The sequence below is a fragment of the Paraburkholderia sp. J10-1 genome (assembly GCF_905220165.1).
Lineage (GTDB): Bacteria > Pseudomonadota > Gammaproteobacteria > Burkholderiales > Burkholderiaceae > Paraburkholderia.
This window is the reverse complement of the sequence record NZ_CAJMYW010000001.1, coordinates 1484518-1510588: the sequence shown is the minus strand read 5'-3', so window position 1 is coordinate 1510588 and position 26071 is coordinate 1484518. Positions and strand designations below refer to the sequence as shown.

The 26071-nt window shown below is 62.4% G+C and carries 32 protein-coding genes; 17 read left to right on the top strand and 15 right to left on the bottom strand.

Annotated elements, in window-relative coordinates; translation table 11 throughout:
• Positions 1 to 61 precede the first annotated feature (61 nt).
• The 11 genes from U5A65_RS06680 to U5A65_RS06630 all read right to left on the bottom strand — a co-directional run bounded on the left by U5A65_RS06680 (position 62) and on the right by U5A65_RS06630 (position 9708).
• Positions 62 to 532, bottom strand: coding sequence for a hypothetical protein (locus U5A65_RS06680; protein ID WP_321945842.1), 471 nt, complete (start codon positions 530 to 532; stop codon positions 62 to 64).
• A 319-nt stretch (positions 533 to 851) separates the two neighbouring features.
• Positions 852 to 1115, bottom strand: a complete 264-nt coding sequence (locus U5A65_RS06675) for a hypothetical protein (protein WP_321945841.1) — start codon at positions 1113 to 1115, stop codon at positions 852 to 854.
• 196 nt (positions 1116 to 1311) lie between these two features.
• Positions 1312 to 2562 (bottom strand): phage head spike fiber domain-containing protein, encoded by a 1251-nt coding sequence (locus tag U5A65_RS06670; RefSeq protein ID WP_321945840.1) that lies wholly within the window; start codon positions 2560 to 2562, stop codon positions 1312 to 1314.
• 59 nt (positions 2563 to 2621) lie between these two features.
• Positions 2622 to 2750: a hypothetical protein gene (locus tag U5A65_RS06665; RefSeq protein WP_321945839.1), complete on the bottom strand. Its 129-nt coding sequence runs from the start codon at positions 2748 to 2750 to the stop codon at positions 2622 to 2624.
• A gap of 17 nt (positions 2751 to 2767) precedes the next feature.
• Complete coding sequence (locus tag U5A65_RS06660; protein ID WP_321945838.1) at positions 2768 to 4324, bottom strand: LamG-like jellyroll fold domain-containing protein; 1557 nt, start codon at positions 4322 to 4324, stop codon at positions 2768 to 2770.
• Position 4325: 1 nt separating this feature from the next.
• The gene (locus U5A65_RS06655) at positions 4326 to 5645 is read right to left on the bottom strand and encodes a hypothetical protein (RefSeq protein ID WP_321945837.1); all 1320 of its coding nucleotides are present in this window, start codon (positions 5643 to 5645) and stop codon (positions 4326 to 4328) included.
• 12 nt (positions 5646 to 5657) lie between these two features.
• On the bottom strand, positions 5658 to 6215 hold the full coding sequence (locus tag U5A65_RS06650) for a hypothetical protein (protein ID WP_321945836.1): 558 nt from the start codon (positions 6213 to 6215) through the stop codon (positions 5658 to 5660).
• A gap of 25 nt (positions 6216 to 6240) precedes the next feature.
• Positions 6241 to 7341 carry a gp53-like domain-containing protein gene (locus U5A65_RS06645; protein ID WP_321945835.1) on the bottom strand — a complete coding sequence of 367 codons (1101 nt, stop codon included), beginning with the start codon at positions 7339 to 7341 and terminating at the stop codon, positions 6241 to 6243.
• Entirely contained in the window at positions 7331 to 8008 is a 678-nt protein-coding gene (locus U5A65_RS06640) for a DUF2612 domain-containing protein (RefSeq protein WP_321945834.1), read from the bottom strand. Before U5A65_RS06640 ends, U5A65_RS06645 begins: the two co-directional genes overlap by 11 nt.
• 21 nt (positions 8009 to 8029) lie before the next feature.
• Positions 8030 to 9253 carry a baseplate J/gp47 family protein gene (locus U5A65_RS06635; RefSeq protein ID WP_321945833.1) on the bottom strand — a complete coding sequence of 408 codons (1224 nt, stop codon included), beginning with the start codon at positions 9251 to 9253 and terminating at the stop codon, positions 8030 to 8032.
• A 50-nt stretch (positions 9254 to 9303) separates the two neighbouring features.
• Entirely contained in the window at positions 9304 to 9708 is a 405-nt protein-coding gene (locus U5A65_RS06630) for a hypothetical protein (RefSeq protein ID WP_321945832.1), read from the bottom strand.
• 131 nt (positions 9709 to 9839) lie between these two features.
• Here U5A65_RS06630 and U5A65_RS06625 point away from each other — a divergent pair, with 131 nt between their 5' ends.
• A complete protein-coding gene (locus U5A65_RS06625; RefSeq protein WP_321945831.1) occupies positions 9840 to 10409 on the top strand; it encodes a hypothetical protein in 570 nt (189 codons plus the stop codon).
• 41 nt (positions 10410 to 10450) lie between these two features.
• Here U5A65_RS06625 and U5A65_RS06620 read toward each other — a convergent pair whose 3' ends face one another.
• Genes U5A65_RS06620 through U5A65_RS06605 form a run of 4 tightly spaced genes read right to left on the bottom strand, consistent with a single transcriptional unit; the run spans position 10451 to position 13212 of the window.
• Positions 10451 to 11239, bottom strand: a complete 789-nt coding sequence (locus U5A65_RS06620; protein WP_321945830.1) for a Gp138 family membrane-puncturing spike protein — start codon at positions 11237 to 11239, stop codon at positions 10451 to 10453.
• Entirely contained in the window at positions 11223 to 12098 is an 876-nt protein-coding gene (locus U5A65_RS06615) for a baseplate hub protein (RefSeq protein WP_321945829.1), read from the bottom strand. Before U5A65_RS06615 ends, U5A65_RS06620 begins: the two co-directional genes overlap by 17 nt.
• Positions 12099 to 12107: 9 nt before the next feature.
• Positions 12108 to 12416 carry a phage baseplate plug family protein gene (locus U5A65_RS06610; protein ID WP_321945828.1) on the bottom strand — a complete coding sequence of 103 codons (309 nt, stop codon included), beginning with the start codon at positions 12414 to 12416 and terminating at the stop codon, positions 12108 to 12110.
• 16 nt (positions 12417 to 12432) lie between these two features.
• Complete coding sequence (locus U5A65_RS06605) at positions 12433 to 13212, bottom strand: phage baseplate protein (protein WP_321945827.1); 780 nt, start codon at positions 13210 to 13212, stop codon at positions 12433 to 12435.
• Between the two features lie 310 nt (positions 13213 to 13522).
• On the opposite strand from U5A65_RS06605, the gene U5A65_RS06600 reads away from it, so the two are divergent.
• The 16 genes from U5A65_RS06600 (at position 13523) to U5A65_RS06525 (ending at position 25923) form a co-directional block, all read left to right on the top strand.
• Positions 13523 to 14161: a flagellar M-ring protein FliF C-terminal domain-containing protein gene (locus U5A65_RS06600; RefSeq protein WP_321945826.1), complete on the top strand. Its 639-nt coding sequence runs from the start codon at positions 13523 to 13525 to the stop codon at positions 14159 to 14161.
• A gap of 545 nt (positions 14162 to 14706) precedes the next feature.
• Positions 14707 to 15453, top strand: a complete 747-nt coding sequence (locus U5A65_RS06595) for a hypothetical protein (RefSeq protein ID WP_321945825.1) — start codon at positions 14707 to 14709, stop codon at positions 15451 to 15453.
• Positions 15450 to 16781, top strand: a complete 1332-nt coding sequence (locus tag U5A65_RS06590) for a FliI/YscN family ATPase (protein WP_321945824.1) — start codon at positions 15450 to 15452, stop codon at positions 16779 to 16781. The genes U5A65_RS06595 and U5A65_RS06590 overlap by 4 nt, the downstream gene beginning before the upstream one ends.
• Positions 16778 to 17230: a hypothetical protein gene (locus tag U5A65_RS06585; protein ID WP_321945823.1), complete on the top strand. Its 453-nt coding sequence runs from the start codon at positions 16778 to 16780 to the stop codon at positions 17228 to 17230. Before U5A65_RS06590 ends, U5A65_RS06585 begins: the two co-directional genes overlap by 4 nt.
• Positions 17227 to 17967 carry a hypothetical protein gene (locus tag U5A65_RS06580; protein ID WP_321945822.1) on the top strand — a complete coding sequence of 247 codons (741 nt, stop codon included), beginning with the start codon at positions 17227 to 17229 and terminating at the stop codon, positions 17965 to 17967. The genes U5A65_RS06585 and U5A65_RS06580 overlap by 4 nt, the downstream gene beginning before the upstream one ends.
• Positions 17957 to 18382 carry a flagellar hook assembly protein FlgD gene (locus U5A65_RS06575; RefSeq protein WP_321945821.1) on the top strand — a complete coding sequence of 142 codons (426 nt, stop codon included), beginning with the start codon at positions 17957 to 17959 and terminating at the stop codon, positions 18380 to 18382. Before U5A65_RS06580 ends, U5A65_RS06575 begins: the two co-directional genes overlap by 11 nt.
• Before the next feature lie 43 nt (positions 18383 to 18425).
• On the top strand, positions 18426 to 19616 hold the full coding sequence (locus U5A65_RS06570; protein ID WP_321945820.1) for a flagellar hook-basal body complex protein: 1191 nt from the start codon (positions 18426 to 18428) through the stop codon (positions 19614 to 19616).
• Positions 19616 to 20464: a FliM/FliN family flagellar motor C-terminal domain-containing protein gene (locus tag U5A65_RS06565; RefSeq protein ID WP_321945819.1), complete on the top strand. Its 849-nt coding sequence runs from the start codon at positions 19616 to 19618 to the stop codon at positions 20462 to 20464. Before U5A65_RS06570 ends, U5A65_RS06565 begins: the two co-directional genes overlap by 1 nt.
• On the top strand, positions 20461 to 20847 hold the full coding sequence (locus U5A65_RS06560) for a FliM/FliN family flagellar motor switch protein (protein WP_321945818.1): 387 nt from the start codon (positions 20461 to 20463) through the stop codon (positions 20845 to 20847). The genes U5A65_RS06565 and U5A65_RS06560 overlap by 4 nt, the downstream gene beginning before the upstream one ends.
• Entirely contained in the window at positions 20834 to 21208 is a 375-nt protein-coding gene (locus U5A65_RS06555; protein ID WP_321945817.1) for a flagellar biosynthetic protein FliO, read from the top strand. The genes U5A65_RS06560 and U5A65_RS06555 overlap by 14 nt, the downstream gene beginning before the upstream one ends.
• Positions 21205 to 21996, top strand: coding sequence for a flagellar type III secretion system pore protein FliP (gene fliP, locus U5A65_RS06550; RefSeq protein WP_321945816.1), 792 nt, complete (start codon positions 21205 to 21207; stop codon positions 21994 to 21996). The genes U5A65_RS06555 and fliP overlap by 4 nt, the downstream gene beginning before the upstream one ends.
• Positions 21996 to 22778 (top strand): sigma-70 family RNA polymerase sigma factor, encoded by a 783-nt coding sequence (locus U5A65_RS06545; protein ID WP_321945815.1) that lies wholly within the window; start codon positions 21996 to 21998, stop codon positions 22776 to 22778. Before fliP ends, U5A65_RS06545 begins: the two co-directional genes overlap by 1 nt.
• 7 nt (positions 22779 to 22785) lie before the next feature.
• Positions 22786 to 23364, top strand: coding sequence for a hypothetical protein (locus U5A65_RS06540; protein ID WP_321945814.1), 579 nt, complete (start codon positions 22786 to 22788; stop codon positions 23362 to 23364).
• An 11-nt stretch (positions 23365 to 23375) separates the two neighbouring features.
• On the top strand, positions 23376 to 23756 hold the full coding sequence (locus U5A65_RS06535; protein ID WP_321945813.1) for a hypothetical protein: 381 nt from the start codon (positions 23376 to 23378) through the stop codon (positions 23754 to 23756).
• Positions 23757 to 23896: 140 nt separating this feature from the next.
• Positions 23897 to 25072 carry a tetratricopeptide repeat protein gene (locus U5A65_RS06530; protein WP_321945812.1) on the top strand — a complete coding sequence of 392 codons (1176 nt, stop codon included), beginning with the start codon at positions 23897 to 23899 and terminating at the stop codon, positions 25070 to 25072.
• A 488-nt stretch (positions 25073 to 25560) separates the two neighbouring features.
• Positions 25561 to 25923 (top strand): hypothetical protein, encoded by a 363-nt coding sequence (locus U5A65_RS06525; protein WP_321945811.1) that lies wholly within the window; start codon positions 25561 to 25563, stop codon positions 25921 to 25923.
• The last annotated feature ends 148 nt before the right edge of the window (positions 25924 to 26071 follow it).

The following is a 26071-nucleotide window of genomic DNA, read 5'->3' as shown; positions in this document are numbered from 1 at the left end:
ATATCCGCTCGCGCCCATTCCTTACCTCACTATTTTTTCAATTAGACACCAAACCTGAAAATCACTGAGTTAAATCTGCAAATCCATTAATTTTTGAAATTTTGTAAACAATCCTTCCCGACGCTTTATCATAAAGATAAAAAACATAGTCTTGAGAGTCTGCCGCCTCGGCTTTCAAGTACGCCCCAAAGCACACGGGATCATCCGATAAAATGTTTAGGTCAAAAACTTCAGATCTAAAATTCTCCAGCTTAAATGGATTTCCATCTCCATAACGAATGACCGCTTCTCCGTGACGATATGGAATAGGCCCCAGATAATACGGATCGCGCTGAAGAGGATTTTTCATGCAACCCGCGTTAATTAATACTTGATAATCAATCTGGTGTGATGCCGATTTACCCTTTTTCCACATTGCGTTGTAAACAAGCGCAACATAGGCGAAAAACGAGATTACTAAGAAAACGAAGCAGGCACGCCGAACCCCGCCATGATGATCTGCCAGCCATAGCCATTGCTTCCTAGACAACATGAATCCGACTCCCCCAAATAGGTTCTCACGCCCAAGCTGATACGAAATTGTTTTCAGCTGCCAGATAATATTGCAGCCCGGCGTCAATGGCCTTTTCCTCTTGATGGTGCCCGTAGCGATCTCTTACCGTTACCAAGTATTACAAGAATACCGATTGAATCAGAAATCGGAGTTCGATGCCAATCGAAAATGTGTCAAATATCGTCAAGTTTTCATAAATTTCGATATGAACTACTGAACAAATAAGTCGCGACTCTCTACGGAAAAATTTTGACTAGACACCCATCAACGTCACTAGCGTGACGCGCAATGAACCGGGTCAATCGCGAAGGCTCTCCAGTCGCAAGGCGTTCATGATGAGCGCCGCGTCCTCACTTGCGCGCGCTTCGGCCCTGCTGAGGATGCGTCCGATTGACGCAATACTCACGCGATGCGCGTCACCGGCATCTGCTCGTGCGAGCAGACACACGAGGCGCGTTAACCGCCGAATGTCCTGCAAACGCGTATCGGAGAGGCTTTGCAGCCGTTCGTAGTCGCCCAGGGTAGTGCCAGTACGGGCACTGGTGGCATCATCATTCGTCATGGCGGGTCCTTGACACAGGCCCACCCACGATGCGACGAAGCTAGGAATGAAAGCAAGCCTGGATCACCGCTGCTTCGATGACGTTTGCGAGTATGTGCCAGCGGCCACCAAAAAGGAGCGGGCATCGCTTGCGCGGGATCAATTGCACAACACGATATGCACTGCGCATTACCTGTCTGCGACCAGCGTACCTCGCTCACGTTGCCGGGACTGCAGTCAGCGCTGCGAGGTCGCGATCAGCCATCCGGTACGGCCAGTATGTGAAGGAGCGCACCCACAGCATGCCGCTGAACTGCCTGCCGCGGGCCGAGCCGATGCAGAACTCGCTCGCGTTGACGGCACCCGCAGACGTCACAGGTACCGCCGTGCAGCCGTTCGCCGCGGCACTCGCCGATGCGCCGGCGTTACTCCACGCGATGGCTGCCCGCGCGCGTTGCCCGTCAGCGAGCGTGACGCCGAGCCCCGTACTGTTCGCGCCGCCCGAGTATGCCGTCAGGTTGCCCGAGCCATTGACCTTGTAGATGCCGATCCCGTTATTGATGCCATCATCCAACGAGAACAGGAATGTGCCGCCGCCCTTGACGGCGCTTACCACGCCATCAATGACAGCGGTGCCCTCCGTTGCGTTAAGCCACACGAGCTGCGAGGTCCAAAGATAGTCGGCTGCACGCGTGAAGGCCGCGCCCGCTGTCGGCATGTAGCTGGACGGCTCGTTCGTATTCGACTCGACCTGCCAGCCCCACGTCTCGACCGTCCCGCCTGCGCCGTCGTAGCTGTTTTGCCCGTTTTTCGCGGGCATCGCGAGCGCACGCGCGCCGCTGACGGTCGTGCTCGATGTCGCGGTGAGCCACCCGCGCAGCAAACAGTTATTGATCTTCTGAACGCCGCCCGTGCAGTTCCATAGCTCGACAACGGTCGCGCTGGAAAGATCGAAGATGGCGAGCGCCTGGTTCGATGACGACCACCCGGCAGAGTCGACGAACAGGCACCCTTGCGTTCGCGAATCCGCACGAAAATACCCGCTGAATGTCATCGGCATATTCGCGCTGACCGGGAACGCTTCGGAAGCATAGTGCGTGCTCGCGGGTGTCGCGTCTTCGGTGATGAGCGTGGTTGTCAGCGAGCCGTCTGCGCCGATGCCCTCGTGTTGCGTGAGCGTACAGCGCGTCGCGATGTACATGCCCGTGCTGAGACCTAGCACGTTCGCGCGAGAGCTTTCCAGCTGCAGGCCGAGCGCTGCGCCGCTCGCGAAATCGTGATCGAAGCGCGGCACATCGGTGCCGACGCTCACAAGCAGTCCGCCTGCGGTGAAGTACGTCGCCGTCGAGGCACGTGAGAACGTAAAGCCCGAAGGTATCGCGGGGGTGTTGATGAAATCGAGCGCGAGCGACGGCGCGGGCTGCACGTTGCCGCACCGCCGGATCGGGGCAATCCAGAGGCCGTTCATTGCCCGCCCGGGTGCGCGCCGCGCAGGCGCTGAATCTGGTCGGTCAGCGTCGGCTGGTTTTAAGGCAGCATGATGCCACCGCCATGACCGCCCGTATCGGAGACCGAATTGTGATCGCCTTCGATGCTGACGAACGTGCAGCCCGCAAGCATCGAGGCAAGGACAAACGTAATTGAGCGCATACGCATGATTTCACCCACTGGAGCTAGATAGCGGCAGCGCCCCACCAGGCCTGCTGGTTCGTCGTCAGCGTGGTCTGGTCGGCGCTCGACAGCAGCGCGCCAAACTGGAGGACTTCGCCGAAGGTGGCGGTCGCGCCCGCCATTCCGGTCAATGCGCCGACGGCGGTGATGTTGATTCCATCGGTTCCGATCGAACCGCCTGTCGTCGTGCCGTTCACGGTCAAGCTGCTGCTCGCGCCGTTATAGTTCTCCATGACGCAGTTGGCGCTACCGGCATTCACGGTCTTCGTTGACGTGAGCCCCGTGCTGTAGTCGTACAGCTGGTACTTCAGGTTCACGGCATTCAGGGCAATGATGGAGGTGTTCGTGCTGCCCGTCAGGATAGAGAAGCTGGTGGATGCGGCACCGGACGGAATGCCGTTCACGCTCGCGCGCGTGAACGGCTGGCTGAGATTGAGCTTGCTCCCTGTGGCGAGCAGTTCCTGAAGGGAGCATGCCGATGCGGTCGCGAGAATGCCGGGCCGTCGCGAACCGGGAGACATGGTGTTCAGCACGCCACTGGTGACGATCAGCGGCTGGCGATCTGTTATGGATTGCGAAAGGTGCAGCGCGTTCCCGGTCTGGTCATACCATGTTGCAACGCAGCCATTGGCGGAACCCACGAAAGCGAGCAACGTGGCAAGGTCGGGATCGCCCGCAGGCGTAAAGCCGATATCGAGCTTTGCGTCATCCGCATCGCGCCGCACGTTGATGCACGGCCCGCTGTAGTGACTGCCAAGCCGCCGCAGACTCCATGCGGCAACGGGGGCCGCCGTGAGCCTGTCGAGCACGCCGGAGAACGCGGGCGTGCCGCCCATGCCCGCGCTGTAGTGGCGCAGGATCTGGTCGTCGGTCAGCGCACAGTTATAGACCGCGAATTCTCCGATGACGCCGTCGAGCATCGCGGCAATGGTGGACGCTTCACCAATATACAGGCCTGGTTCGATCACCGGCGCGAGCGCCTGGCCATAGGTCTGCGAGCCCGCAAGCTGCCCGTTCAGATAAACGGCCAGCGTCCGGTTGGCCCCGGTACGGACGGCGGCCAGATAGGTGCGCCCGACAGGAAGCTTTGTGGAAATGCCAAGATTGGAATAGCTTTTCGTGTAGTACATGAGCGAACCGCTCGGGCTTGCCGAGCCGCCGAACGCCCACCCGGTTGTGCCACCCGGCGCGCTCAGGCCCGCCATGATCGTGCAGCCCATGTTACCTGCGGACTGGGCGAAGCTGAAAACGTCAATCCAGCATTCGAAACTCCAGTCGTTGCCCGCGCAGAACTGGCTGGCCGCGCTCACATCGATATAACCGCTGCCGCTGCCGGAAAGCGCGACATAGGCCGTGCTGGGCGAAGCCGGCAGCAGCTTCGTTTCTGCGAGCTGGACCGGCGCGACATAGAGGCCGTCGCGATGGTTGCCGCTTGAGTCGGCCGCCACGGTTCCCGAGGTTTCATCGAGCCGCCAGTAGGCATAGGGGCCATCGGCGAGCACGACCCCGGCATAGTTCGCGCTGCCTGCCATGAGCAGGCGCTTCGCAAGACGGCTCATGTTATTGATTCTGACCCGACACAAAGCCGTCATACGTCACGCCGCCGTCCTGCGTATAGATCACGAAGGTATCGATCTTCCCCGCGACGCCGGTCAGCGTCGGCGCAACGCCCTGCGGCCAGCGGAGGTTCGAAGGCCAGGTCATGCCCGAGCCTGCGGCATTGGTCACGGCGAACACGAACTCCGCGAGCGTCCCGGCGGGCGGCGGATTGACGATCGTGAGGATCGTAGACAGGCCGGGTTGTGCGGTGAGGTTGAAGAGGATTTCAGGCGCACCCTGCACAATCGGCGTGAGGTCGAGCGCGACGGCAGCGGCAGATGTGAGATTCACGATCGCCGTGCCGCTCGCGCAGAGCGTACCATCGGGGGCAATCGTGGTTCCCGGCCCCGCGATGATGCCGCCGAGCGACGCTTTCGAAGCGGGTAACAGGTCAACTTCGACAGCTTCCCCGTTCCAGAATACAGACGTGCCGACGCCCGCGCCCTGCATCATGCAGATCAGCGGGTCGCCGGAGCCGCCCTGGAAGGCGACGAGGCCAACATACTGCGAAGACGTGCCTTTGGCATTCTTGACAAAGACGGAGACATTGCCCTTGCCATCGGGGCTATTGGTGTTGACAGTCTTGACCAGACCACTGGCGGTGAGCGTGCCATCAGCAGCGATCGAGGTGCCAGGCCCCGCGATAATCCCGCCGAGCGTCGTCGTCGTGGCAGGCGGTAGCGCGTACTCAGGCGGGATCGTCGGCGTATCGATCAGGTCAGTGTAGCTGCCGCTCGTCGCGACAGGCGCGAGGTCGGGCTTGCCCTGCAGGTCGTCGTACTGGCCGCTTGTCGCGACCTTCGCGAGGTTCGGCTTGTTGAGGATCTGGCCCGCGCCGCCTGTCGCGTTCCAGTCCGCATTCAGGGGGAGCCACCCCTGCGCCGCGTTGGGATCATTCGCGTCCGTTGCGTCGGGGTCCGTGGCATTGTTGTCGACGGTATTGATCCAGAAGCCCGAGAGCGCAGCGTTGAGCAGTACCGCCCCCTTGGGATAGCCGCCGACCGCCGGATCATTCGCGAACGCTGCGTCGTAGACGAATGAACCGCCTGCCTGTACCCATCGCAATGTTTGCGCGAACAGATAGAGCACGCCGTTCATGTCCTTGCCGAACGGTGGAATGCCGCCCTGTAGCGGGCTCGTCATCGTCAGCGGCGGGAACCCGTCATTGAGCGACGCCGCGCCCTTCGTGACGCTGATCTGCGACGCCTCGGGAATGTCGTTGCGCTGACCGTTGAGCGCGAACGGAACGGGCATGAAGGCCGGAGTCTGGTTTGCCTGCATCGCTTGACGCCTTCAGAGACGGACTGCGTTCGAGGGAAAGGCGGCGGAGTTGCCTGCCTGCAGGGCCATGAGCGCCTGCCGGCAGGCACTCACGTATTTCGCTGCCGCCTTCGCGAATGCGAGAAAGGTCGCCGTGTCAGGAAAGGTGTGGAGTTGTCCGCCAGCGTCCGCCCAGGCGAGCGTCGGCTCACCGCTCGCGAACTCCTGGTAGAGCGCGATGAACTGCGCTTCGTGGACGATGTTCGTCATGTCCACATCACCGACGCTGTATCTGCCGTTGAGTGCGGGCGTGGCCGCGCACGTCACCACGAGCCCCCGCGCGATGGCCGAGGCGTGCCGCGCGCCGGGCGTCGCCGGCGTCACGTCCTTGACCCATGCGGGCATGCCGCGCGCATCGACGCCGCGTGTCTTGCCAGGCGGCGCCTGGCTGCGCCCGTACCTGTCGAATACCCGGTCGTCGACCGGCACGCCATCCTCGGGCCAGCTTTGCGCGGTGACGTAGTCGGACCTGAAGGCTGCGGGATAGAACGCGTTGTTCTTCGCACTCCAGACATAGTTCCCACTGGACATATCCCCTCCGGTAAAAGCGCGGCGCTCAAACCCCAAGCGCGATCCAGAAGATCGGACAACTACCCGTGGGACCGCCCTGGTCTGGAGAAACCGAAAAGCTGGACGAATTCGTCACCTGCGCACCAAGCGAATACGCCGCGCCTGATGTCGTGCCTTTTGCCTGCTGTATCGCGACGATACCGAAGGCGGCGTTGGGAAAGGCGATCGGGAAATTGAAGGTCGGTGTCCCGTCGGTCGCTATCGAGGGAGTCATCCCCCACTGAAGGTACAGACCGCTCGGAAACCGCTGCCACCCGTTCTGGCCGATGCCGGAGGGCGCGTTGACGGACGTCCAGAGGTAGCCCTGCGGCGAGCCATCCACCTGGGCGAGAAGCTCGGACCCGCTCCACCCGATATAGACCTTGTTGGTCCCCATCCCCGAGCCGCCGCCCTGCTGCACGGGCGTAAAGCCCAGCAGCCCCTGCACGTCGGGCTTGTTCAGGATGGCGGCGACACCGGACGAGGCATTCCAGTCGGAGTTGACCTGCGCTGGGGGAATGAAAGGCTTGTTGAGGATCGCCGCCACGCCGCTCGCGGCATTCCAGTCGCTGTTGACCTGCGCGGGAGGCACCGCCGGCTTGTTCGTGAGGTCGTTGTAGCTGCCGCTGGTGGCGACCGTCGCCAGCGTGGGCCGGTGGAGAATCTGCGCGGGGCCGCCCGCCGCGTTCCAGTCCGCATTCAGCGAGAGCCAGTTGCGCGCGCTGCCGTCCGTGGCGTCCGGGTTCGTCGTGTTGTTGTCCGCCTCGTTGAACCAGAAGCCGCCGTAGTCGGCGCGTACGAGTACTGCGCCCTTCGGATATCCGCCGACGTTCGCGTCGGTCGCGAACGCCGCGCTGAAGAGGAACTGGCCGCCAGCCTGCACCCAGCGCACCGTCTGCGTCACCGCGTACAGGATGCCGTTGAAATCCTTGCCGTCCGGCGGCACACCGCCCTGGGTTTTGGGCTGCATCGTTGACGGCGGAAAGCCGTCATTGAACGACGCCGCGCCGGGCGTGATGCCGGCCTGCGAGGCTTCGGGGATGACATTGCGCAGGCCGTTCGCAGCGAACGGCAGCGGCACGAAGGTCGGGGCCTGGTTAGACTGCATTGAGTACCCCGCTTGAGAAAACGCCCTGATTGAAGGGCTGGAAATCTTCCGCCGGGTTGGAGAACCCGAACACCTCGTCCGATGCGACGACGAGATTGCACAGCACGCCCGTGGGCCTGGGCAGCACGCCCGACTGCGTGAGAAACGCGACCTCGAGGATCATGAGATCGAACTCGAAGACGTACTGCATCGTCATTGCTCCCGTATCGAGCACGTAGCAGCGCCCCCGCCCCGCGAAAAGATAGCCGAGCAGCCGGTTCAGCGAACTGCTGGCGCAGTCGGTGATGTTGGCCATCGCCTTCGTCATCACGAGCGTGCGATACGTGCCGTCGTCGAGTTCGACGTTGCGGATGACGGGCGGCGATCCATCGTTGAACACGCCGCAGTTGAACGGCTGGACGCCTTCGGTCGGGTTGGCCGGATCGAAGGCTTCAGCGAAGCCGAACTCGGCCGGAGGCAGCGCCGCGGCGACGCCCCGCTTCACGTTGACGATCCTGCCCCACACGTCGAGGCCGTAGCCGATGGCGGTTGCGACGTTCCAGATCGTGTCGTAGAAGGCATCGAGGTCCGCGTGCGGATCGAGGTCCTGGTTCAGGCAGTCGATCAGCGCGGTGAGCGTCGGGCTGTTCGCGTACTGTGCGAGCAGCGTGGCGGTCCAGTCCTTCATTGCGCGCTCATTTCGTCCTGCTCACGAAGGGGTGACCTGCAGCACGGAGACATTCGACGGGTCGAGCGTCGGGTACTGGTCGATGCCGAACGCAAGCGAGGTTTGTGTGACGCTCATCGGGTCGGTGCCGAGCGCGATCGAGAAAATGTTCACGTTCGGGTCCGTGGCGGCGACGCCCGCGTAGTAGCGTCCTGCATAGGTGGTCGAGCCGATGCGCGCCGCAATGCCGCCGTCCTCGCCGTTGAACGCCGCGACAATGGCCTGCTGGATCCGTTGCGTGATGTCGGCGGGGAGCTGGTCATTCGCCTGGATCGTGACGGCAAAGAAGCACTGCACGGGCGCGGGCGTCACCCACTTGATGGTGTACTGCGGCTGCGGCGGGTCGTAGCTCGTGTCGTAGACGGTATAGGTCGTGTCGCCGTTGTAGTCGCAGCCTGGGGCCTTCTTGCTCCAGATGGCGGTGGCAATCGCGGCAGGATCGCCGCCGAGCGCCGACACGAACAGCGAATGCGCGAGCAACGGATACTGCGTCGCACCGTAGTTCACGACCGCGCTGGTCGGATTGTCGATCACGAACGCATCCAGCACGTTCGGTACGTTGAGCACCGCGCCATAGACCGACTGCACACCGTTGACCGAGTTGATGGCCACCGACAGCCGCCGCCGCGCCTCGAAGGCGGCACGGCTCTCGGCGAGCTGCCCGGGGGTGCCGGCGGTCGCGTTGGTGACACGGTCCCAGCCCTGCGCAGCGGTATAGATGGTCGCCAGCGCGCCGATCGGACAGGCGACCGGACCCATCGTCTGGCACTGGAACGGCACGTCGACCGAGCCGGAGGCGGGAACCGTCGCGGCAGCGAGCGACGAATACAGGTAGCCGTTCACGTCCTGCGCAACGGACCCGGCTGGGATCACCGCACCAACGAGGCCGATGCACGTCGCGGTCACGACGGTGCCCGAAGCCGCAATGCGGTTCAGGAAATAGATGCGTGCGATAGCGTCCTGCCAGCGGCCCGACGCCACGTCCGGGTCAACCTGGTTCGACACCTCGAGGATGTCGCCGTTCTTGTCGCCGATGATCGCGGTGAGCGACTGCGCGAGCTGCCCCTGCGGCGAACTGAGTTGCGGATTGACGCCGCCGCCGAACGCGGCGTTGATATCGGCCTGCAGGCCCGCGAGGATTGCGGATTCGGCGGGCACGACCGGTCCCTGATCCGTGAACTGGATCGCAGGAACGTTGGTCTGCATGGACGCGCGAGCGTTACATCGTGCGCGAAGAACGGTAATTCGATTGCGGGCTAGAAGGTCACGGTTTGGGTGCTACCGCTGGTATCGGTGACGTCGATCTCACCAGCAAGCTGCCGCCCGTTGAGCACGAGCTGCGTGACGGTGGCCGAGGCCACGTTGGGGACCGTGAGCGCCGCGTTGACGAGTTCGGAGCGGATGAACGAGGCTGGGGGCAACTGCCCCAGCACGGCCTGCCAGTATGGAATCCCGAGCGTCGTGTCGAACCAGCACTCTCCACGAAACGTGCGGATCGCACTCGCCACATCCTGCGCGACCTGGTACGGGTCCGTGGCGCAGGCGATGTTTCCGTCGGCCCCGAGCACCAAGTCCCACGCCGTGCGGTCGAGCAGGAGGGTTTTCATCGCCAGCGTACAGAATGGAACGATCCAAGCGGGAATCAACTGGCTTGTTGCCATCCGTATCAAACGCCTGGATTTATTTGACACTTCTTGATATCAAGCGAAAACGCCAACATCATCTAGCGCCAGCGGACCGAACGCCATAATGGCGGTCCCTGATTTGACTCGAGCGATGCATAATCACCATCATGAATTTCGTACTTCGAGCAGTATTTGCCCTGATTGCTATAGCAATTCTATCCAGCTGTGCAAATGGCCCAACGTATGACAAGGCCACCATTTATTATGACCGGCCAACGTTCGTTGACAGTGTGACCCACGACGATCCGTCCATTGCTGAAAAGGTCATTCAGCACGGACGCTGTACGTTGAACATCGCATCGACACCAGATGCCAAAATGGCACCCCAGGATTTCTGCATCTTCGCACTCACGCGCGATGCTCTCCATGTCCTGAAGTGGAACGCCAACGATACCAGGTATGAACGCCTTACAACTGTGAACTTTAAAAACGTCGAGCAGGTGGCACTTGCCAGTCAGTTCCGCCACAGGCAAGTTCAGATGATCGAGAAAAAGCGTGTAGTAGCCTTCTCGGTCATTATCGATGACGGTGGAATCTTTGATGCCGACGCTACCTCGAAGGTGTTCGATGTGGTAGCGGCAGCGGGTATCCCGGTCGCGACCTCAAAAGGTATGATCGTCCCCCCCCGTCGCGGCGGTGCCATTTGTTCCGATCTTCATCGGGAAGTAATTCGCTGAACTGGAGCTTTCAATCAGACCACCTGACAGATTGATTGAAATCAGAGCGGCGCACTCGTCGTGCCGCCACACGAGTCGTGGTGATCGTGGCCATGCACGCTGGTGCCCGCCGCTGTGACGTCCTGCTGTACGGTCAGCGGCCCCGCCATCTTCGCCGCTCCACCCTGCGGCCCTTCGCCCTGCGTGATTGCGCCATCGAGTTCGATCCCGGGCGCGGAGTCGGTAATCTGCGTGCCCGCCGTCAGGCCGATTGCGTTTTGTGCCTGCAATACTATGACCGGCGCGGCCAGGCGAATCTGCGACGGTGACACGATATCGATGCCATCCGGCGTGAACGCCACGTACTGCTGCGGAGTCGCGCCCAGCACTGTCGTCACATACACCGAGTCCGACATATCATGGCGGCGCAGGCTCCCCGGCGCCGCCGCACCCGCGTTCGCGATCACCGACGAGTGATCCCGGTCACACACCGCGACCAGCCCGATGTCGCCCGCCTGCGGGTCGAGGATCACCGCGTTCGCGCCACCCGCCAGGCGCAGGTACGGAATGCCGTAGATCACACCGTGCGCGATCACATTGCCCGCGCCGTCGAGCTGGCCCGCCAGCGGCTGCACGTCCACCGTACCCGCGCCTTCAATTGCGCCGTTCTGTCGGGCTGCAACGACCCTTGCGAGATACGCGGTGCGCACGCGCGCGAGCAGTTGCTCGACCACCGTGCGCTGCCGCTCGTACTCGCCCGCCAGCGACCACGGGCGGATGCTCGTGATGGCCGCCGGAGCATTCGCTGTCGCGTTCGCGTTCGCGGGCGAAGCGCTAGTTTGGGCCGACACTGAGATACCCTGGAGGCGACAGGTTGAGCGTGCTGAACCACGGCCCATCCGGCGTGAGCGTCGAGAGTTCGTGGCTCGAACGCATCACCTGCCAGGTGCCCGAGGCCATCGGCACCACCGACTGCACGTTCGCCGTCGCGCCAAACAGGATCGCCGCATTCCACTCGCAGCTCACCTCGATGCCGGTCGGCGTAAACGTCGGGTAGCCGCGCATGCCCGTCTGCGCCGAGAGCTTGACGGGCGGAAAATCCGGTGCACCGCCGTTGGGCCAGCAATGCAGTACGCCCTGGTCGAGCAGCACGAGCGTCTGCGTGGCCCCGGCCACGCGCTCGATCTGGTCCATCAGCGTGCCGGCGAGGTACTGACCAGAGATTTTTGCGCTCACGCCGTGGTTCTGGAACGCAAAGCCCGCCTGCTTCGCCAGGCCGCCGATGATGCTCGCCACATCCTGTGGCCCTGGGTACGTGTTGGGAGGCGCGGCCTGAATGCGCTGCAGGAAGCCGCTCGACGCGTTCACCACGAACGACACCTCGGGACTGCCGCTGAAGTCAGTCACCGCCGAGTAGATCGTGCCCACAAAGATGGTGTTGAGCAATCCGCCTTCATTGCCCGCGGCAATGCTCACCTGGTCGCCGTTGACGGCCAGGCCCGTGAGGCCCCGCGTCGCCAGCACCCCCATGTCCGCCAGCTTCATGCCGTAGATGCGCAGCGACAGCGTGGGCAGCGCGAGTCCCCCGCCGTTGTTCGCCAGGCTGACCTGCACGCGATGGCCCTCGAGATCGAGGATCTGCGAGCCATCGGGAAACGTGGTCTTCGCCAGCGCGAAGGTCACGTCGATGCGCCGCTGCGCGAACGGCATGGTGCCGCCTCATGAACCCGTTGCGAGGTTCGCCCCGACATACAGCAGCAACCAGCGCGAGCCGAGCCCGGTGTACTGCGGATCGTCGCTGCCAGCGGTATCGATGAACGCGAGGTCCCCAACAAAGTCGAGATAGGCCTGACGCACGAGGTACACGCTGGCGCGGCACAGCACGCCCGCCATGATGAGGTTGCCCGCGACGTACAGGTCCAGGTACAGGCCGGTGCGCTTCTGGTAGAGGGCCAGCCCGCAGTTCTGCTGCGCAAGCGCCACCGACAGGAGCTGCGAGGGCGTCGCCGCCAGCGGGATCGTGAGCATGCCACTCGCCGCTTATTCAGGCAAACACGCCCGACAGGGCCGTTTCGAGCGACGCCGCCACGCCCGAGAAGCCCTGCGTGAGCTGCGTCGTGAGGGTCGATTCGATCTGCTGCACGGACTGCTGCGCATTCGCGAACATCGCCTGTACGCTGGCCGACGCCTGCTGCAGCGGCGTGAACTGGTTGGCCGGCGCGGGCAGATCTGCGGCGGTGCAGACCCACCCCTGGCTCTGCGGGTCGTTGCCAGAGGGCTGCGCCGTGTTCGAATACGACGCCTGTGCGCTCGTGCGGATCTCGCCGAAGTGAACCTCCGCGGTGATCAGCGACAGCCCCGTCGAACTCTTGCGGATGTAATCGACCCGGTCGACGTTGTAGCCCCGGTACGTGATCTCGGGCGTGACGATGTTCACGAGCGTGAGCGAGGTGCGCAGGAACCCGAGTTCTGCGAGAAAGGTGTCGCGGCCCATATTGCGCCCGCCGCACGACAGGCGCAGCGTCAGTTCCTGCGGCTGCGCGACCTTGTTGTACGAGGCGAACGAACCCTGCTCGACCGGGTACGACGCGATGCGGTCCTCGCCGCGATAGCCGAGATCGACCACCGAATCGGGCGTCACGATCGCGTTGCCCTCGTCGTCGGCGAGAATCCACTGCGGCGAGTCGCACGGCAGGAATCCGAAGTAATCGAGCCCCTGCAGCGCCTGGGTCGCACCCGTGAGCACGCCCACCGTGAGCGGCAGCCGGTTCAGGTCCGGCACGCCCGCTACAGGCGGTACGTCGGGGAATGGGATCAGCGACATTGACTTGCATCATGAAAATAAAAATTGAACAGCGCGCCTGACGTTCCTTGACAATCGGCGTGCGCAGCGGCAGCTACTATCGCTCCCCGGGTTGATGCTTGACCCAGAGTCTTTGATATCTATGTAACTCTCCGACTTTTTCGCCGCCTTTCCAGGCGGCGTTTTTTTTGGTTCTTCACGGATTACCGGAGAGACGGCTTACGGACAGGCTGTTGCCGGCGGCGGTCCTTGGTCAAATCAGGTCCGCTCGACGCACGAGCAGAGCGTTACACGTACTCTCGCCGCCGATGCGGCTTCGGGGAGCGTCGCCATGGTCTCCGTGGGCCTGCCTCGCCGGCAATCGATGCCGGAGGCGGGCCAGCCCCCCTTGCCTCCCGTTGACCAGACCCCGGTACGCGTGCCGGATGGTACGCGTACCGAGCATCAGGTGGACCAGATTGTCAGGGCTACTGGTGCAATCCAGCGGCTCAGCGTCGGCATCGTATTTGACAAGCCGCTCGATGCCGACGCGCTCACACGCGTGACGGCGCTCGTTTCTGCGTCTATTGGACTGAATCCGTCCCGTGGCGATGCCATTACCACTGCGGTACGCACCCCCTCTGCTCTTACGTGCAATGACGAACCCGTCGAAGCCATGCCTGGATCAGGCACCTCACCGGACACAGAAAACGTTGCGAACGCCTCCCGAATTGCTGATGCGCAAGCATCGGGTCCGACGGCGGCAAGCGCCCCCGCGGCACCCGCTGTGCAGTCGTCCCTTCTCACTCGGCAGGCCTGGCCGTTGCTGGTCGTGGCGATGATTCTCATCGGCGCATTCGTGCTGCTGGTACGGCGCCGCCCGATGTCGGGTGCGCACGCGCATCAAACACGCCTGAGTGCAGCGCAACGCGAAGAGATCGCAGCGAAGCTGCGCGCACTCGTCGCTGGAGAGAACCGCGTCCATGAATGAGTTGAAAACGCGCCGCGATATGCACCTCGAGGTGCAAAGCGCACTCGCAGGAATCCTGGCGTGCCCCGTGGAAGATCTCGAACTCGTATGGCAGGCCCTGTCGCCTGCCGAACGCTCGCGCCTTCGCCCGCTCCTGCTACAGACATCGCAAGACGACGGCACACCCCCGCCATTTCTCGACATGCTCACGACCGAAACGCCGGACGAGGTGCATGACCGGGCCAGCATGCGGGGAGAAGCGTCGAAGGTGGCAGCCGCGATCGAGACGCTGCCTGACGACCTCGCCACCCGCCTTTTCAATGCAGTCGACACCACACTCCAATCCCTCGTGCTCGACGCTCTCTCAGAATGTCGGCGCAACCTCGTACGACGCCAGACGCAGTCAGGTGATGTCACGCACCGCGCGAACGCGGCATGGCTGAAGGCCTGCCTCGAGTATTCCGTTGAAAACCGGCCAGATCGGAGCGCACGCCCCCCAGGCGCATCCGCTCGCGTTTTCCCCAACGCGCACTGCGCGCGCTGCGCGACTGGCTGGGAGGTTCCAGATGGTGAATGTAATCAAGGCACCGCGCGTGCAGGTCGATACCCGTTCCGCCGTAGCAATTGGCCCGCATGCATCCTCGCGGGCTCAGGCGTTACCCGAATGGTCAGATCAACCTGTGATGCCTGACGCGCATGATCAGGCACTGACGCGCGACGACGTTCTCCTGCACCGTGCGCTGGAAGAGCGACAGGCGCTCGAAGCGAGGCTTGAGAACGCGAAGGCGGCGCTGATCGAGTTTGAGCGAGAAGCGAAAGCACGTGAAGAGGCCGCTCATGAACGTGGCATGGCCGAAGGCATCGCAACGAGTGAGGCTGCTGCGCGCGAAGCGCAGGCAACACACGATGCGGCGCTGCGCGAAGGAGTCACCCACGCCGTCGACGCATTCCGCGAGCAGATGGGCCTGCTGGAGACTCTGGCAATCGATCTTGCCCTCGCCAGTCTCGAACGCATCTTCGGCAACGCCAGCGACGACGCGATACGCGTCTCGAAAACGATCGCCCACCATGTCCGCCAGATGACGGGCGAGACGATCATTGGCATCGACGTATCGCCACAGGATTTCCCGTCGGACGATTCGCTTGCCAGGGCTTTCGATACTCCCGAGCTTGCCCCCGCTGTGAAGATCATCCGCAATCCGGACCTGAGCCACGGCGAGTGCACCATCCGGCTACATTCCTGCGAAATCGACGCCAGCCCGCCGAGTCAGCTCAAGCGCATCCGCACCACGCTGGAGGCATGCCGTTCATGAGTCTGAGCGCAAGCACCACACCCCATCGACTCGTGAACGCCGTACGCAACGCCGAGGTTCTCATGCGTACCGGCGCCGTGACCCGCGTAATGCCGACGTTCGTCGAGGCCGATGGCCCGCGCGTGCCACCGGGCACAATCTGCGAAATCGGTGTCTCGGTGCCCGCCCTGCTCGGCGAGGTCGTCCAGGTCTCGAAGGATGCCGTCACACTCGCTCCGTTTGGCGACGTCTCAGCGATCGCGCCAGGCGACCGGGTTTGCGCGGGCCGGACCGGGTCCGATATTCCCGTTAGCGATGACATGCTTGGCCGTGCGTTCGACCCGCTGGGTCGCCCTGTCGACGGGGGCTCGCCGCTCATTCAGACAGGTGAACGTTGGCCGCTATCGGGTGTGCGAACATCGCCGCTTGAACGCGTTTCGCCCACCGAACCGCTCGAAACGGGCGTGCGCGCGCTGGATACGCTGCTCACGCTCGGTGTCGGACAACGGGTGGGAATCTTCGCTGGCAGCGGCGTAGGCAAGACGTCATTGCTCAGCACGCTCGCGCGCCACATCGAGGCGGAGGTCTGCGTACTGTGCCTGGTTGGCGAGCGGGGTCGCGAAGCCGGGGAGTTCTGGTCCGGAGCGCTTTCAGATAGGGCCCGTGCCCGCTCGACGATGGTCGTGGCCACTTCGGATCAGCCCGCGATCCTGCGCGCGCGCAGCGTGCTGTATGCGCTCGCGGTGTCGGAGTATTTTCGATCACGTGGTGCGCGCGTGCTGCTACTGCTGGATTCCGTGACACGGTATGCGCTGGCGCTGCGCGAAATTGGGCTTGCCGCGGGTGAGCCTCCCACCCTGCGCGCTTATACGCCCAGTGTCTTTTCTGCCCTGCCCAAGGTCGTCGAGCGCCGCGGATCGTTACGCAACGGTGGTTCGATCACAGCGATCATGACCGTCCTGACCGAAACCGACGAAATCGACGATCCGATGGCAGAAACCATGCGAGCGCTCCTCGACGGCCATTTCGTCCTGTCACGGACACTGGCTGAACAGGGACATTTTCCTGCGATCGACGTACCCCGCAGCGTGAGCCGCGTACTCCAGAATGTGGCCCGCCCCGACGCGCGAAAGCTTGCCGCAGACGCGGTTGCCCAGCTATCCCTTTACGACACGTCGAGAACGCTCATTGAGTCCGGGCTCTACGTGCCGGGCGCACAGCCGGCGCTGGATCGCGCAATCGCGCTGCGCCCCGCCCTGTTGCGCTTCCTGCAGCAGGCATCGGACGAAGCGGCACTGCGGCAGGACGCACTTGGACAACTCGCAAGACTGCTGGAATCCCACTCATGAACCGGCATGACCATCTTCGTCAGGCCCACGAGGTCGCGCGGATTCGAGCCCTGCAGGTCGAGCGTGAACACCTCGGAACGCATCGACTGTCACAGGAGCTGGCAAAGGCAAACGCCGCCGAAGCCCACATCGCCGCGCAATACCGCCACGAAGCTGCCTCGATGCACGGCACACTCCGGGCGGGCGCCCCCCTTTCGATTGCCCTGCTGGAAAGCGCGCGTGCGCAATTGGCGGATATCGCAGCACAACAGGCACGTGCCCGGACGCGCGTCACGGATGCGCAAACGCGTCTGCGTCGCCAGCAAGAGAGCCATGCAGCAGCCATGCAGCTACGGGACGTAGCCGACGGCCTGGTAGCAGATGCAGTCGCCGCTGTGTCCCGCTCAGACGAGGCGCGATCAGCAGAAGCCGCAGAACTGCGTTTCCTGTTGAAGTGGGAGGCTGCATGAAGGTGAATCTGCCGCAGACGCACATCGCTGCCGGAAACGCCGCGCGTGGCAACAGCGCGCCCGCAAAGGATTCATTCCAGCAGACGTTGTGCGGCATGGAGCGCGACATGTGGCCCGGCGCAAAGGCCGGTGACTTGCCCTGCGTGCCGGCTGAGCGCATTGCCTCGGCCTTGCCTGCATCGCGCGTCGGCTCGGACTTGTGGCATTCACACTTCGCCCCCGCAGCTTCATCGCACCAAACACCAGCGATGGCCGCACAGCGTCAGTCCCTGTCGTATCGCCTGGAACCCGCAGGGGTCGTTGATGACCTCGATACAGCAACGCTCAGTCATGCGCGTGCGGATGGTGCGACCGCGGTGCCGGTGGATGGCTCGCCTGCCGTCGCACCCGCAATGGCAACGCACGTGGAGCCGTTCACACCGGCACACGGGATCGAATCTGGCGACGCGCACGCGTGCATAAGCTCAGACGCTGCAGCGCGTGTCGCGGGATCACCCGCTACGCAAACCTCCAGCAGCGCAACGCTGCTCAGCGGGGAAGCGGGCCTGTCGCTCGTCATGCGCATCAATGCCCCATCGCAACAGGAGCGCGACATCGTTTCGCGCCTCGCGCTCGACACGCTGCGTCGCCAGGGCGTTCGCCCGGCACGCGTTTTAGTCAACGGCGTCGAGCACTTCAAACACGAAGGCCAACCACAGATCCGGATCACCATCATGGGAGAACAACATGGCAATTAGTGCGTTGGGCGCAACTGGCTCGACGGGCGCTGCAAGCACGGTTGATCGCAACCTGAGCTCGCTCGGACTCGACATGCAGTCGCTGCTCCAGATCATCCTCACGCAGTTGACCTACCAGGATCCACTCAAGCCAGTCGACAACTTCGAGTTCGTCTCGCAACTCGCCCAGTTCACGTCGCTCGAGCAGTCTCGGCAGATGAGCGACAAGCTCGACAGCCTGCTGGCGCTCCAGTCGTCGAACCAGACTGTCGGCCTGCTCGGCCGTGACGTCGACGTCAAGACCGACACCTCACTTGTCTCAGGGACCGTGAAAAGCGTGTCGTTTCAGGGCTCGGAGCCACAGCTCACCATCCAGACCAGTGACGGCCAGATCCTGTCGAACACGGCGCTTTCGCAAATCGCGGCTGTCCGGTAACGACACCGCACACCGCGTACACGTCAAGAAAAGGACCAGAACCATGCTCAACAGCATCTACATCGGCATGAGCGGGCTGACTGCGTACTCAAAAGGCCTGCAGACCATCAGCAACAATGTGGCAAACATGAATACTCCAGGCTTCAAGGGTTCCACGCCGCGCTTCGAGGACACGTATTACGGCCAGCAGTTTGCAGGCAGCACCCCGGGCACGCCCGCGAGCATGCAGTTCGGTAGCGGCGTCCAGTACGGCTACGCGTCGCTGAACATGGCGCAGGGAGACCTGCGCAGCAGCTCCGGGCAGCTCGATCTCGCCATCCAGGGCAACGGATTTTTGACGCTGCTCGATGGCGACGCGACGCGCTATGTGCGCACCGGCCAGTTCACCATCGGCCAGGACGGGTTCATTGAAGACAAGGTAACAGGTCTGCGGCTTGCTGCGCTCACCGATAGCGGCAAGACAGTTCCCGTCTCGATGACAGGTCTGCAGTCCAGCGCACCGAAGGCCACGACCGCCGTGACGTTCTCGGACAATCTTTCGACCGGGTCAACAGACTTTTCGATTCCGGACATTGACGTCTACGACGCCAATGGTGGCAAGCACACCCTCAAGGTGGCCTTCGAACCGGACTCTGACGTCATTCCAGGACGCTGGAAAGTGACGGTAACCGACGAAAACGGTTTGCCGGTGACGGAGGGGCCGTTCCAGTTCAATGGCGGCATTCCTGAACCTGGCGCCGACACGGTCGATTTCACGTTGACGTCGACCAGCGCGCCACCGCTGTCGCTGAAACTCGACTTCTCCAACGTCACCTCCTTCTCGGCAGGTTCAAGCTCAACGATGCGCGTAGCCAGCAAGGACGGCTACGCATTCGGCACCGTGACATCGATGTCGGTGAACGCAGACGGTAAAATCGAGATTGCCTATTCGAACGGCCAGAAAGCACTGACCGATGTCGTCGCCATTGCGAGCTTCCGTAACCCCGGGTTGCTCACCCAGGCGGGTAACGGCATCTTCGATGCGTCGACGGCCGGTCCGCCGAATTGGTGCATCAGCGATCACGATGGCGCAGGCACGCTCGTCTCGGGCAGTACGGAGTCCTCGAATGTGGATCTGTCGAGTGAATTCGGCCAGCTGATTCTCATCCAGCGGGGCTTCCAGGCATCCTCTCAGGTCGTTAGCACTGCAAACGAGATGATAATGCAGCTCTTCCAGATGCGGGGCCAGGGTTGATGGTCGCTCCTGTACGATGGTGGCCGCTGACAGCTGCCGACCTTGCACACGGCGAAGAACTCGTCAGTACGGCCATCCGCCCCTGGCTCGACGCGTGGTTTGGTTCGTCCAGCCGAAGCTGTATCCACGTAAAGTCCGTTCGATTGCTCGATCGTCACGACAAATTCAGGTTCTCCGCGTCGGCGGATGCGTTCCATCATGGATCCGTGCTGTGGTCAAGCATCGAATCGGGCGCCGAGCAGGAGATGGCCGCGAGTGCACTCGATCTTGATCTTGCTGATCTGCGACTTACCCTCTCACGAACGAGCTACTGTGCGCCATTCTCAGCGCTCGGACGCGACATCGCCGGGGAACTGACAAACGCCCTCACCGCGCTCGCGCCAGGCGCCACCCCGGCAGGCGCGCAACATCTCCCGTGTCAATCACGGGCCGATCCGCTCGACACCGGGGAAGGCGGCGTCGTCGTAGCAATCACCGGCAGGGAGGGAACCCAGTTCGCCGTCGTCATCCTGTGCGCGGCGCTCGTCAGGGCGCAACGCACATTAACTTCACCTGCCCTGGCTTCGCGTCGCAAGACAATCGAACCAACCCGCGAGGCACTGGCGGCAACGCCCGTAACGCTTTGTGCGCGGCTCGCCCGAATCGAACTGACACTCGCCGACCTGCTTGAGCTGGCGCCCGGCGACGTCATCAAGCTCGAACACGGCCTGGACGCCCTTGTTGACGTCGGTGTTGCCCCTTCCGAACCGGGCCTGCGACCCAGCATATTCACGACCGGGCGGCCTGGCCGCGTCGGCAACCGGCTTTCGATCAGGATCGGGAGCAACGTAATCGGACCAACATCATGACGATATACAACCGCGAACCTGACGGCCGCCTCGACACACCTGTCGATGATGAGGTCACAACCGTGCGTCCGGTTTCACTGCCGGAGCACACGAACATCATCGAGGGCAGTAGCCACGCGCCATCTGGTAGCGCCTTCTCGCTGGACCTGGTTGGTGACGTCAAGGTTGCACTCGACGTCATGCTTGGTACCGCAAGTACAACGGTCGGTGAACTGATGGCCTTGGCCCAGGGCACGGTCATCACGCTTGACCGTCAGGTTGGAGAGGCCATTGATGTTTGCCTGCACGGCAAGGTGATCTGCCGGGCAGAAATCATTGCCATCGGCGAACAGTTCGGGATCCGCGTGACCGAAGTCGTGAAGGAAGCGAATGCTACGGCCTGAAGTTGCAAGCGAGCTCGCGGCATCAAGCACGACCGTCGAACTGCCGGGGCATGGCGCTTCGGCCAGTGCGCTCCAGAGCCTGCTGATGGTCTCCGGTATCAGTCCGCTTCGTGTGGTCGCGGCACTGATCCTGTGCCTGATCATCGGCGTTGCCGTCATTCTTCTGATTCGCAGGGTCGGTGCTCGGGCGCCCGTCGTCCGGCCAGGCCGTCGCATGCGACTTGCAGAAACACTGCGGCTGAACGCACGCACCACGCTTTACCTGGTGGAACTCGATGATGTATGTGTGCTGCTCTCGGGTGATAGTGCTGGCGTCCGCACGCTGCTCAGAAAGGGAAACAGGTCGGAGGCGCACCAATGACGATCCCGTTCGTGCGCGTCATGCGTATTCTCGTGGTCTGCCTGTGTCTGTTGCCATGCCTCGCGGCTTCCGCAAGTGCGGCGACACCGCTGCAGCACGCGCAGAATATTTCGAGCTGGACGGTATCGGGATCGGCGGCAGGGCTGACGGCCGCCGGCGCGGGTGCTACGAACACCGTACGGATGGCCGCGCTCCTCACCGTGCTAAGCGTCGCGCCGGCACTGGTCGTGTCCATGACTGCGTTCATCCGCATCATCATTGTCCTCTCCATGATCCGGCACGCATTCGGCATGCCGGAAACACCGCCGACTCCCGTGCTGGTGAGCCTCGCGCTCTTCCTGACGGTCTTCGCCATGTTACCGACGCTCGAGTCCATCAATCACGAAGCGTTCCAGCCATTCATGAGCGGACAGATTGGTCTGGAAGATGCACTTGGGAAAGGTGCGGCGCCGTTGCGCGATTTCATGCTCCGGCAGGTGCATGACGACGAACTGAAGCTCACCTACCAGCTCTCGGGCACACCGCTCCCCCAGACTCCTGCTGAGGTGAGTCTGCTACAACTGACGCCTGCATTTATCCTCAACGAACTTCGCGTCGCCTTCCAGATCGGCTTTGTCGTCCTGATCCCGTTCCTGCTGATCGACTTGGTGGTGTCTAGCGTACTCCTCTCGCTTGGCATGCTGATGGTGCCGCCCGCGACAATCTCGCTGCCGCTGAAGGTGCTGATGTTTGTGCTGATCGACGGATGGGGGCTGATCCTGCGCGGCGTTCTGGGCAACTTCAGGTAATGGCAACACCCGAAACCGGAAGCCGCGCGACGGTTCACGCGGCAAGCGTTGACCAGGGCAACCCCGCCGCGCTCTGGGCTGCGTTCACCCAGACCCGGTCTATCCCGGCGCGCGAAAACCTGTTCCGGCATTACCTGCCCTACGCGCAGGCGATCGCCGCGCGACTGTTCGCTGGCCGCCTGCGCGATGATGTAGATTTTGGAGACTTCCTGCAGCTGGCGCTCGTCGGACTGCTCGAATCCATCGATCGCTTTGACCCAGATCAGGCAGTCGCCTTCGAAACGTTTTGCACGCCCCGCGTCAAGGGTAGCGTGCTTGACGGCGTAGAGCGACTCACCGATGCACAGGGACAGATATCGTTCATGCGCCGGGCGCAGCGCGAGCGTATTGCGTCCCTGAACTCCGGCATCGAGGGCGGCGGGGAGAAGCACCAGGATACCTTCCAGCGTTTCGCGCACCTGGCTGCGGGGCTGGCGATCGGGTACATGCTGGACGATACGGGAATGCTCGCCGACGATGGCGAGCGACCGGCTGACGCGATATCGCCCTGGCAAGGGATTGCATGGCGACAGACCAGGGAGCGGCTTGCGGCCGCCATGACTGCATTGCCGGAACGCGACCGGCGCCTTGTCCAGTATCACTATTTCTATGGTCTTCAATTTGAGCAGATCGCGGACATACTCGGTGTCAGCAGGCCCCGCATCTCGCAACTACACCGTGCTGCGCTGGCACAGCTCAAACGCTTGCTCGGAAACCGACAACGGCTTTATGTGAAGGGATAGACAGATCATGCAGCAGGAAACCTCAGTGCCCGGAGCGGTTGCAGACGACGGGGTCATCGGGATGATTCTCCGCTTGTTGGAGCGCTCCGACGATGACGCGCTGAAGCTTATCGAGGGTTCGATCTCGCGATGGCCGGCGGATGGACGCCTGCCATTTCTCCGCGGTGCGATCCTCGTCGGGATGGACCGCCGCAATGAGGCGCGAAGCGATTTTGCGCGAAGTGTGCTCCTTTGCCCGGAACTGCACGTCGCGCGGTTTATGCTCGGCCTGATCGATCTCGAGAGCGGCAAGGTCGATGATGCGAAACAGGTGTGGGAAGGACTTGCGAATCTGGACGAAGACAACGTACTGCGGATGTTCGCAAATGGACTGTTCGAACTTGTCGCTGATGACTTCGAGGGTGCGGCGACGACACTGCGTGCAGCGCGCGCGATCAATCACGACTTCCCGGCAATCAACCGTTACGTGGACGACGTCATCGAGCGCATCACGTCGGTGCTGAACGCGAAGGCGGCACAGACTGCCGACAATGTCGTGCAGCATTACCTGCTCGGCGGGTACATTGCCAGTTCAACGCGGCACTGAAAAGACAAACCATGGACGGGATTTCAGCACTTAACCAGGCAATGCAGTTGCTACACAGGCGGCTGTCAAGGAAGGGAAACACCGGGCAATCTGCCGAAGCTGATGCGCCCGGTGAGGCCGCTGGGCTGACGCATGAGCCGGCGACGTCGCTGCCCGACCTGCTGCGCGCCCTGGCCGCGCAAGATTTCAGCGATGGCGCCCAGGTAACGCGAGCGGCTGTCGCCCTGATTCTCGCGCGCGAATTTCCGCCATCGATCCAGAACGAGCCGGAGTTTCAGCAAATGGTCGATTCAGTTCACGAGACACTCATTGAGGACCCCGAATCGCGTGACCTGTTACTCAGGCTGCTCGGTACAGGCAGCCTGGCGACCACCACGGCACGACGCTCGTAGGTTATCCTCACGACCGAAAAATGATTAAGGGCTAGTGAAAAGAATGTTGATGCTCCCGACATGAGGTCGTATTTCCGCCATCGATGAGTCCCCCGCGCGTGGTCATACTGCTATGCTGACCGCCCACTACCCCACACCTCATGACGACGATGTCCACCTTGCCGCCAGATCAGGAAAGCCCAGGAGATTCCCGGCTCCAGAGACTCCTCAAATATCTCGAAGCCGATCCAGTGAATCTGAAGCTTCTTGAAGATATCGCGTCCCATGCCTTCGAAGTGGGAGAGTATCCGCTATGCGCACAGATCCTCGAGCGCTATGAAGCACTTGCGCCGCTTCCTCCCGCTCTCACCAACCGGCTCGGTCTGGTCGCACTCTCCTTGGGCGACTATGGCACAGCGCTGGATCATTTCCGCACCCTTGCAGCAGAGTTTCCGGAGCCGGAGGTGCGCTACAACGTTGCCTACGCTCATGCAATGCTCGCGCATTACGGAGAAGCGCTTGCAGTGCTCGATCCGGATGACCCACAACAGCTACCCGCAGCTGCCACGCTTACGGTTCGCGTGCTCCATCACCTCGGCAGGCTCGATGAGGCAATGCAAGTCGGGCAGCGCTGGTTGCAAGCGACACACCCCGATCCGGAACTTGCCGGTGCGCTGGCGACAGCGTGCTTTGACGCCAACGACGTCGATGCGGCAAGGCAATTCGCCAATATGTCGCCGGCGTCGCCTGACAGCCTGACCGTACGAGGCCTCTTAGCACTGGAAGCCGGCTCGGACGGCGAGGCATACGAACTGCTTGAACACGCGATCCGGCTGCGCCCCGCCAGTGGCCGCGCGAAACTGGGTCTGGGGCTCTATCATCTCTCGCGCCGGCAACTGGACGCCGCGGCAGTCCTGCTGGACGAGGCAGCGCAAACCATGGCCAGCCATGCCGGTGCCTGGGTTGCAGCGGGTTGGGCTCATCTGCTCCGCGGCGATCTCGGCAGCGCATCGACAAACTTCACACAGGCCTGGGAGATGGATCGTGGCTTCGCGGAAGCACCTGGCGGCCTTGCGGTCACACGCGTCCATCAACAGCGCGCGGACGAAGCCCGACGCCTTGCAGACACCGCACTACGGCTGGACAGGCACTGTCTTTCGGGCGCGCTCGCACTCAGCCTGCTGGCCGCAGCCTCTGGCGACAACGTACGAAGCGCGACGCTGATCGACACTGCGCTGGAGAGCCCGATCGATCCGCGTGGGCTTACATTGCGACGGTTACTGCAAATGCGCGCGGCACACATTGCCCAAGAGGGAGGCGGCCCGGAAAAGGGGTAAAGCAAATTGTGTTCGGAGCCGGCGTGCAGTGGAAATGTTACTGCCATTCTCACGGGCAACATAACCGCGGCTCAACTCCATAAGGACAATGCACTTGGACACCCACTGTAGCAGTTCGCAATATGCATCGGCCCGGAAGTCACGCCAATAAACCACGAGGCAGTGGCGATTTCGGCGGCCACCGCCCCCCACAAATCAAGTCTGCCCCGGAGGTCAAGCACGTTGATAGCTCCGATTGGCTTTTCGCCCACTGATTCAATCTGCACAATTAACCAGTTCCTGCAATTGCGGCGAATCGCGGCCATGACATCGCCGCTCGCTTCGGGCAAGCTTCGTTTAGGGTCGTTCGACGACTGCCCACGTGCGCCGCGGCACACTCATAGCCATGTGAATGAGGGCACACATGGGACAAAACCACGGTCGACACCTCGAAACCATTGCGAATAACCGTGTCTGGCGGCTGCCGGCGAAAGCTGACTTTCGTCATCATGCAGGATGCCAAAGAGATTGCCAGAGGGGCGATCAACAACACGGGACCGATCGCCTGGTCGGATGACGGGCGCATGGGCATCTACAGCCTGAGCGGTGGCACGGCTTCATTCAGCAATTTTCAGGCAACGAGCGCGACAAGCGACAATTTCTGGCGCGCCGCGGCGGATGGCTGCCAGGCGTCGCATCAGCCCGCCGGCAACTGGCAGGAAGCGTTGGTTTCCTGGAGAAAATCGAATGGAAGTGCCCAGGCATCCCGCATCAATACCAGCTTTTCCACCGCGGTACTGCTGTACACGCAACCTTTTGCTTTGAACACACAGCCGGTCGGAGAGCCGGTAGCCACGATATCAGCGCCATGATCTGGACCGACGTCACGCTGGCAACGGACGCGTGGGCGGGGTCGTATTCAATGGAAAGCTTGCGGCCAGCCATCTACAGCCGGACTATTACTTCAGTTTCCAGATCAGGGCCGGCCAGTTTCGCGTCATCTCGTACAGAGTGTCGAAA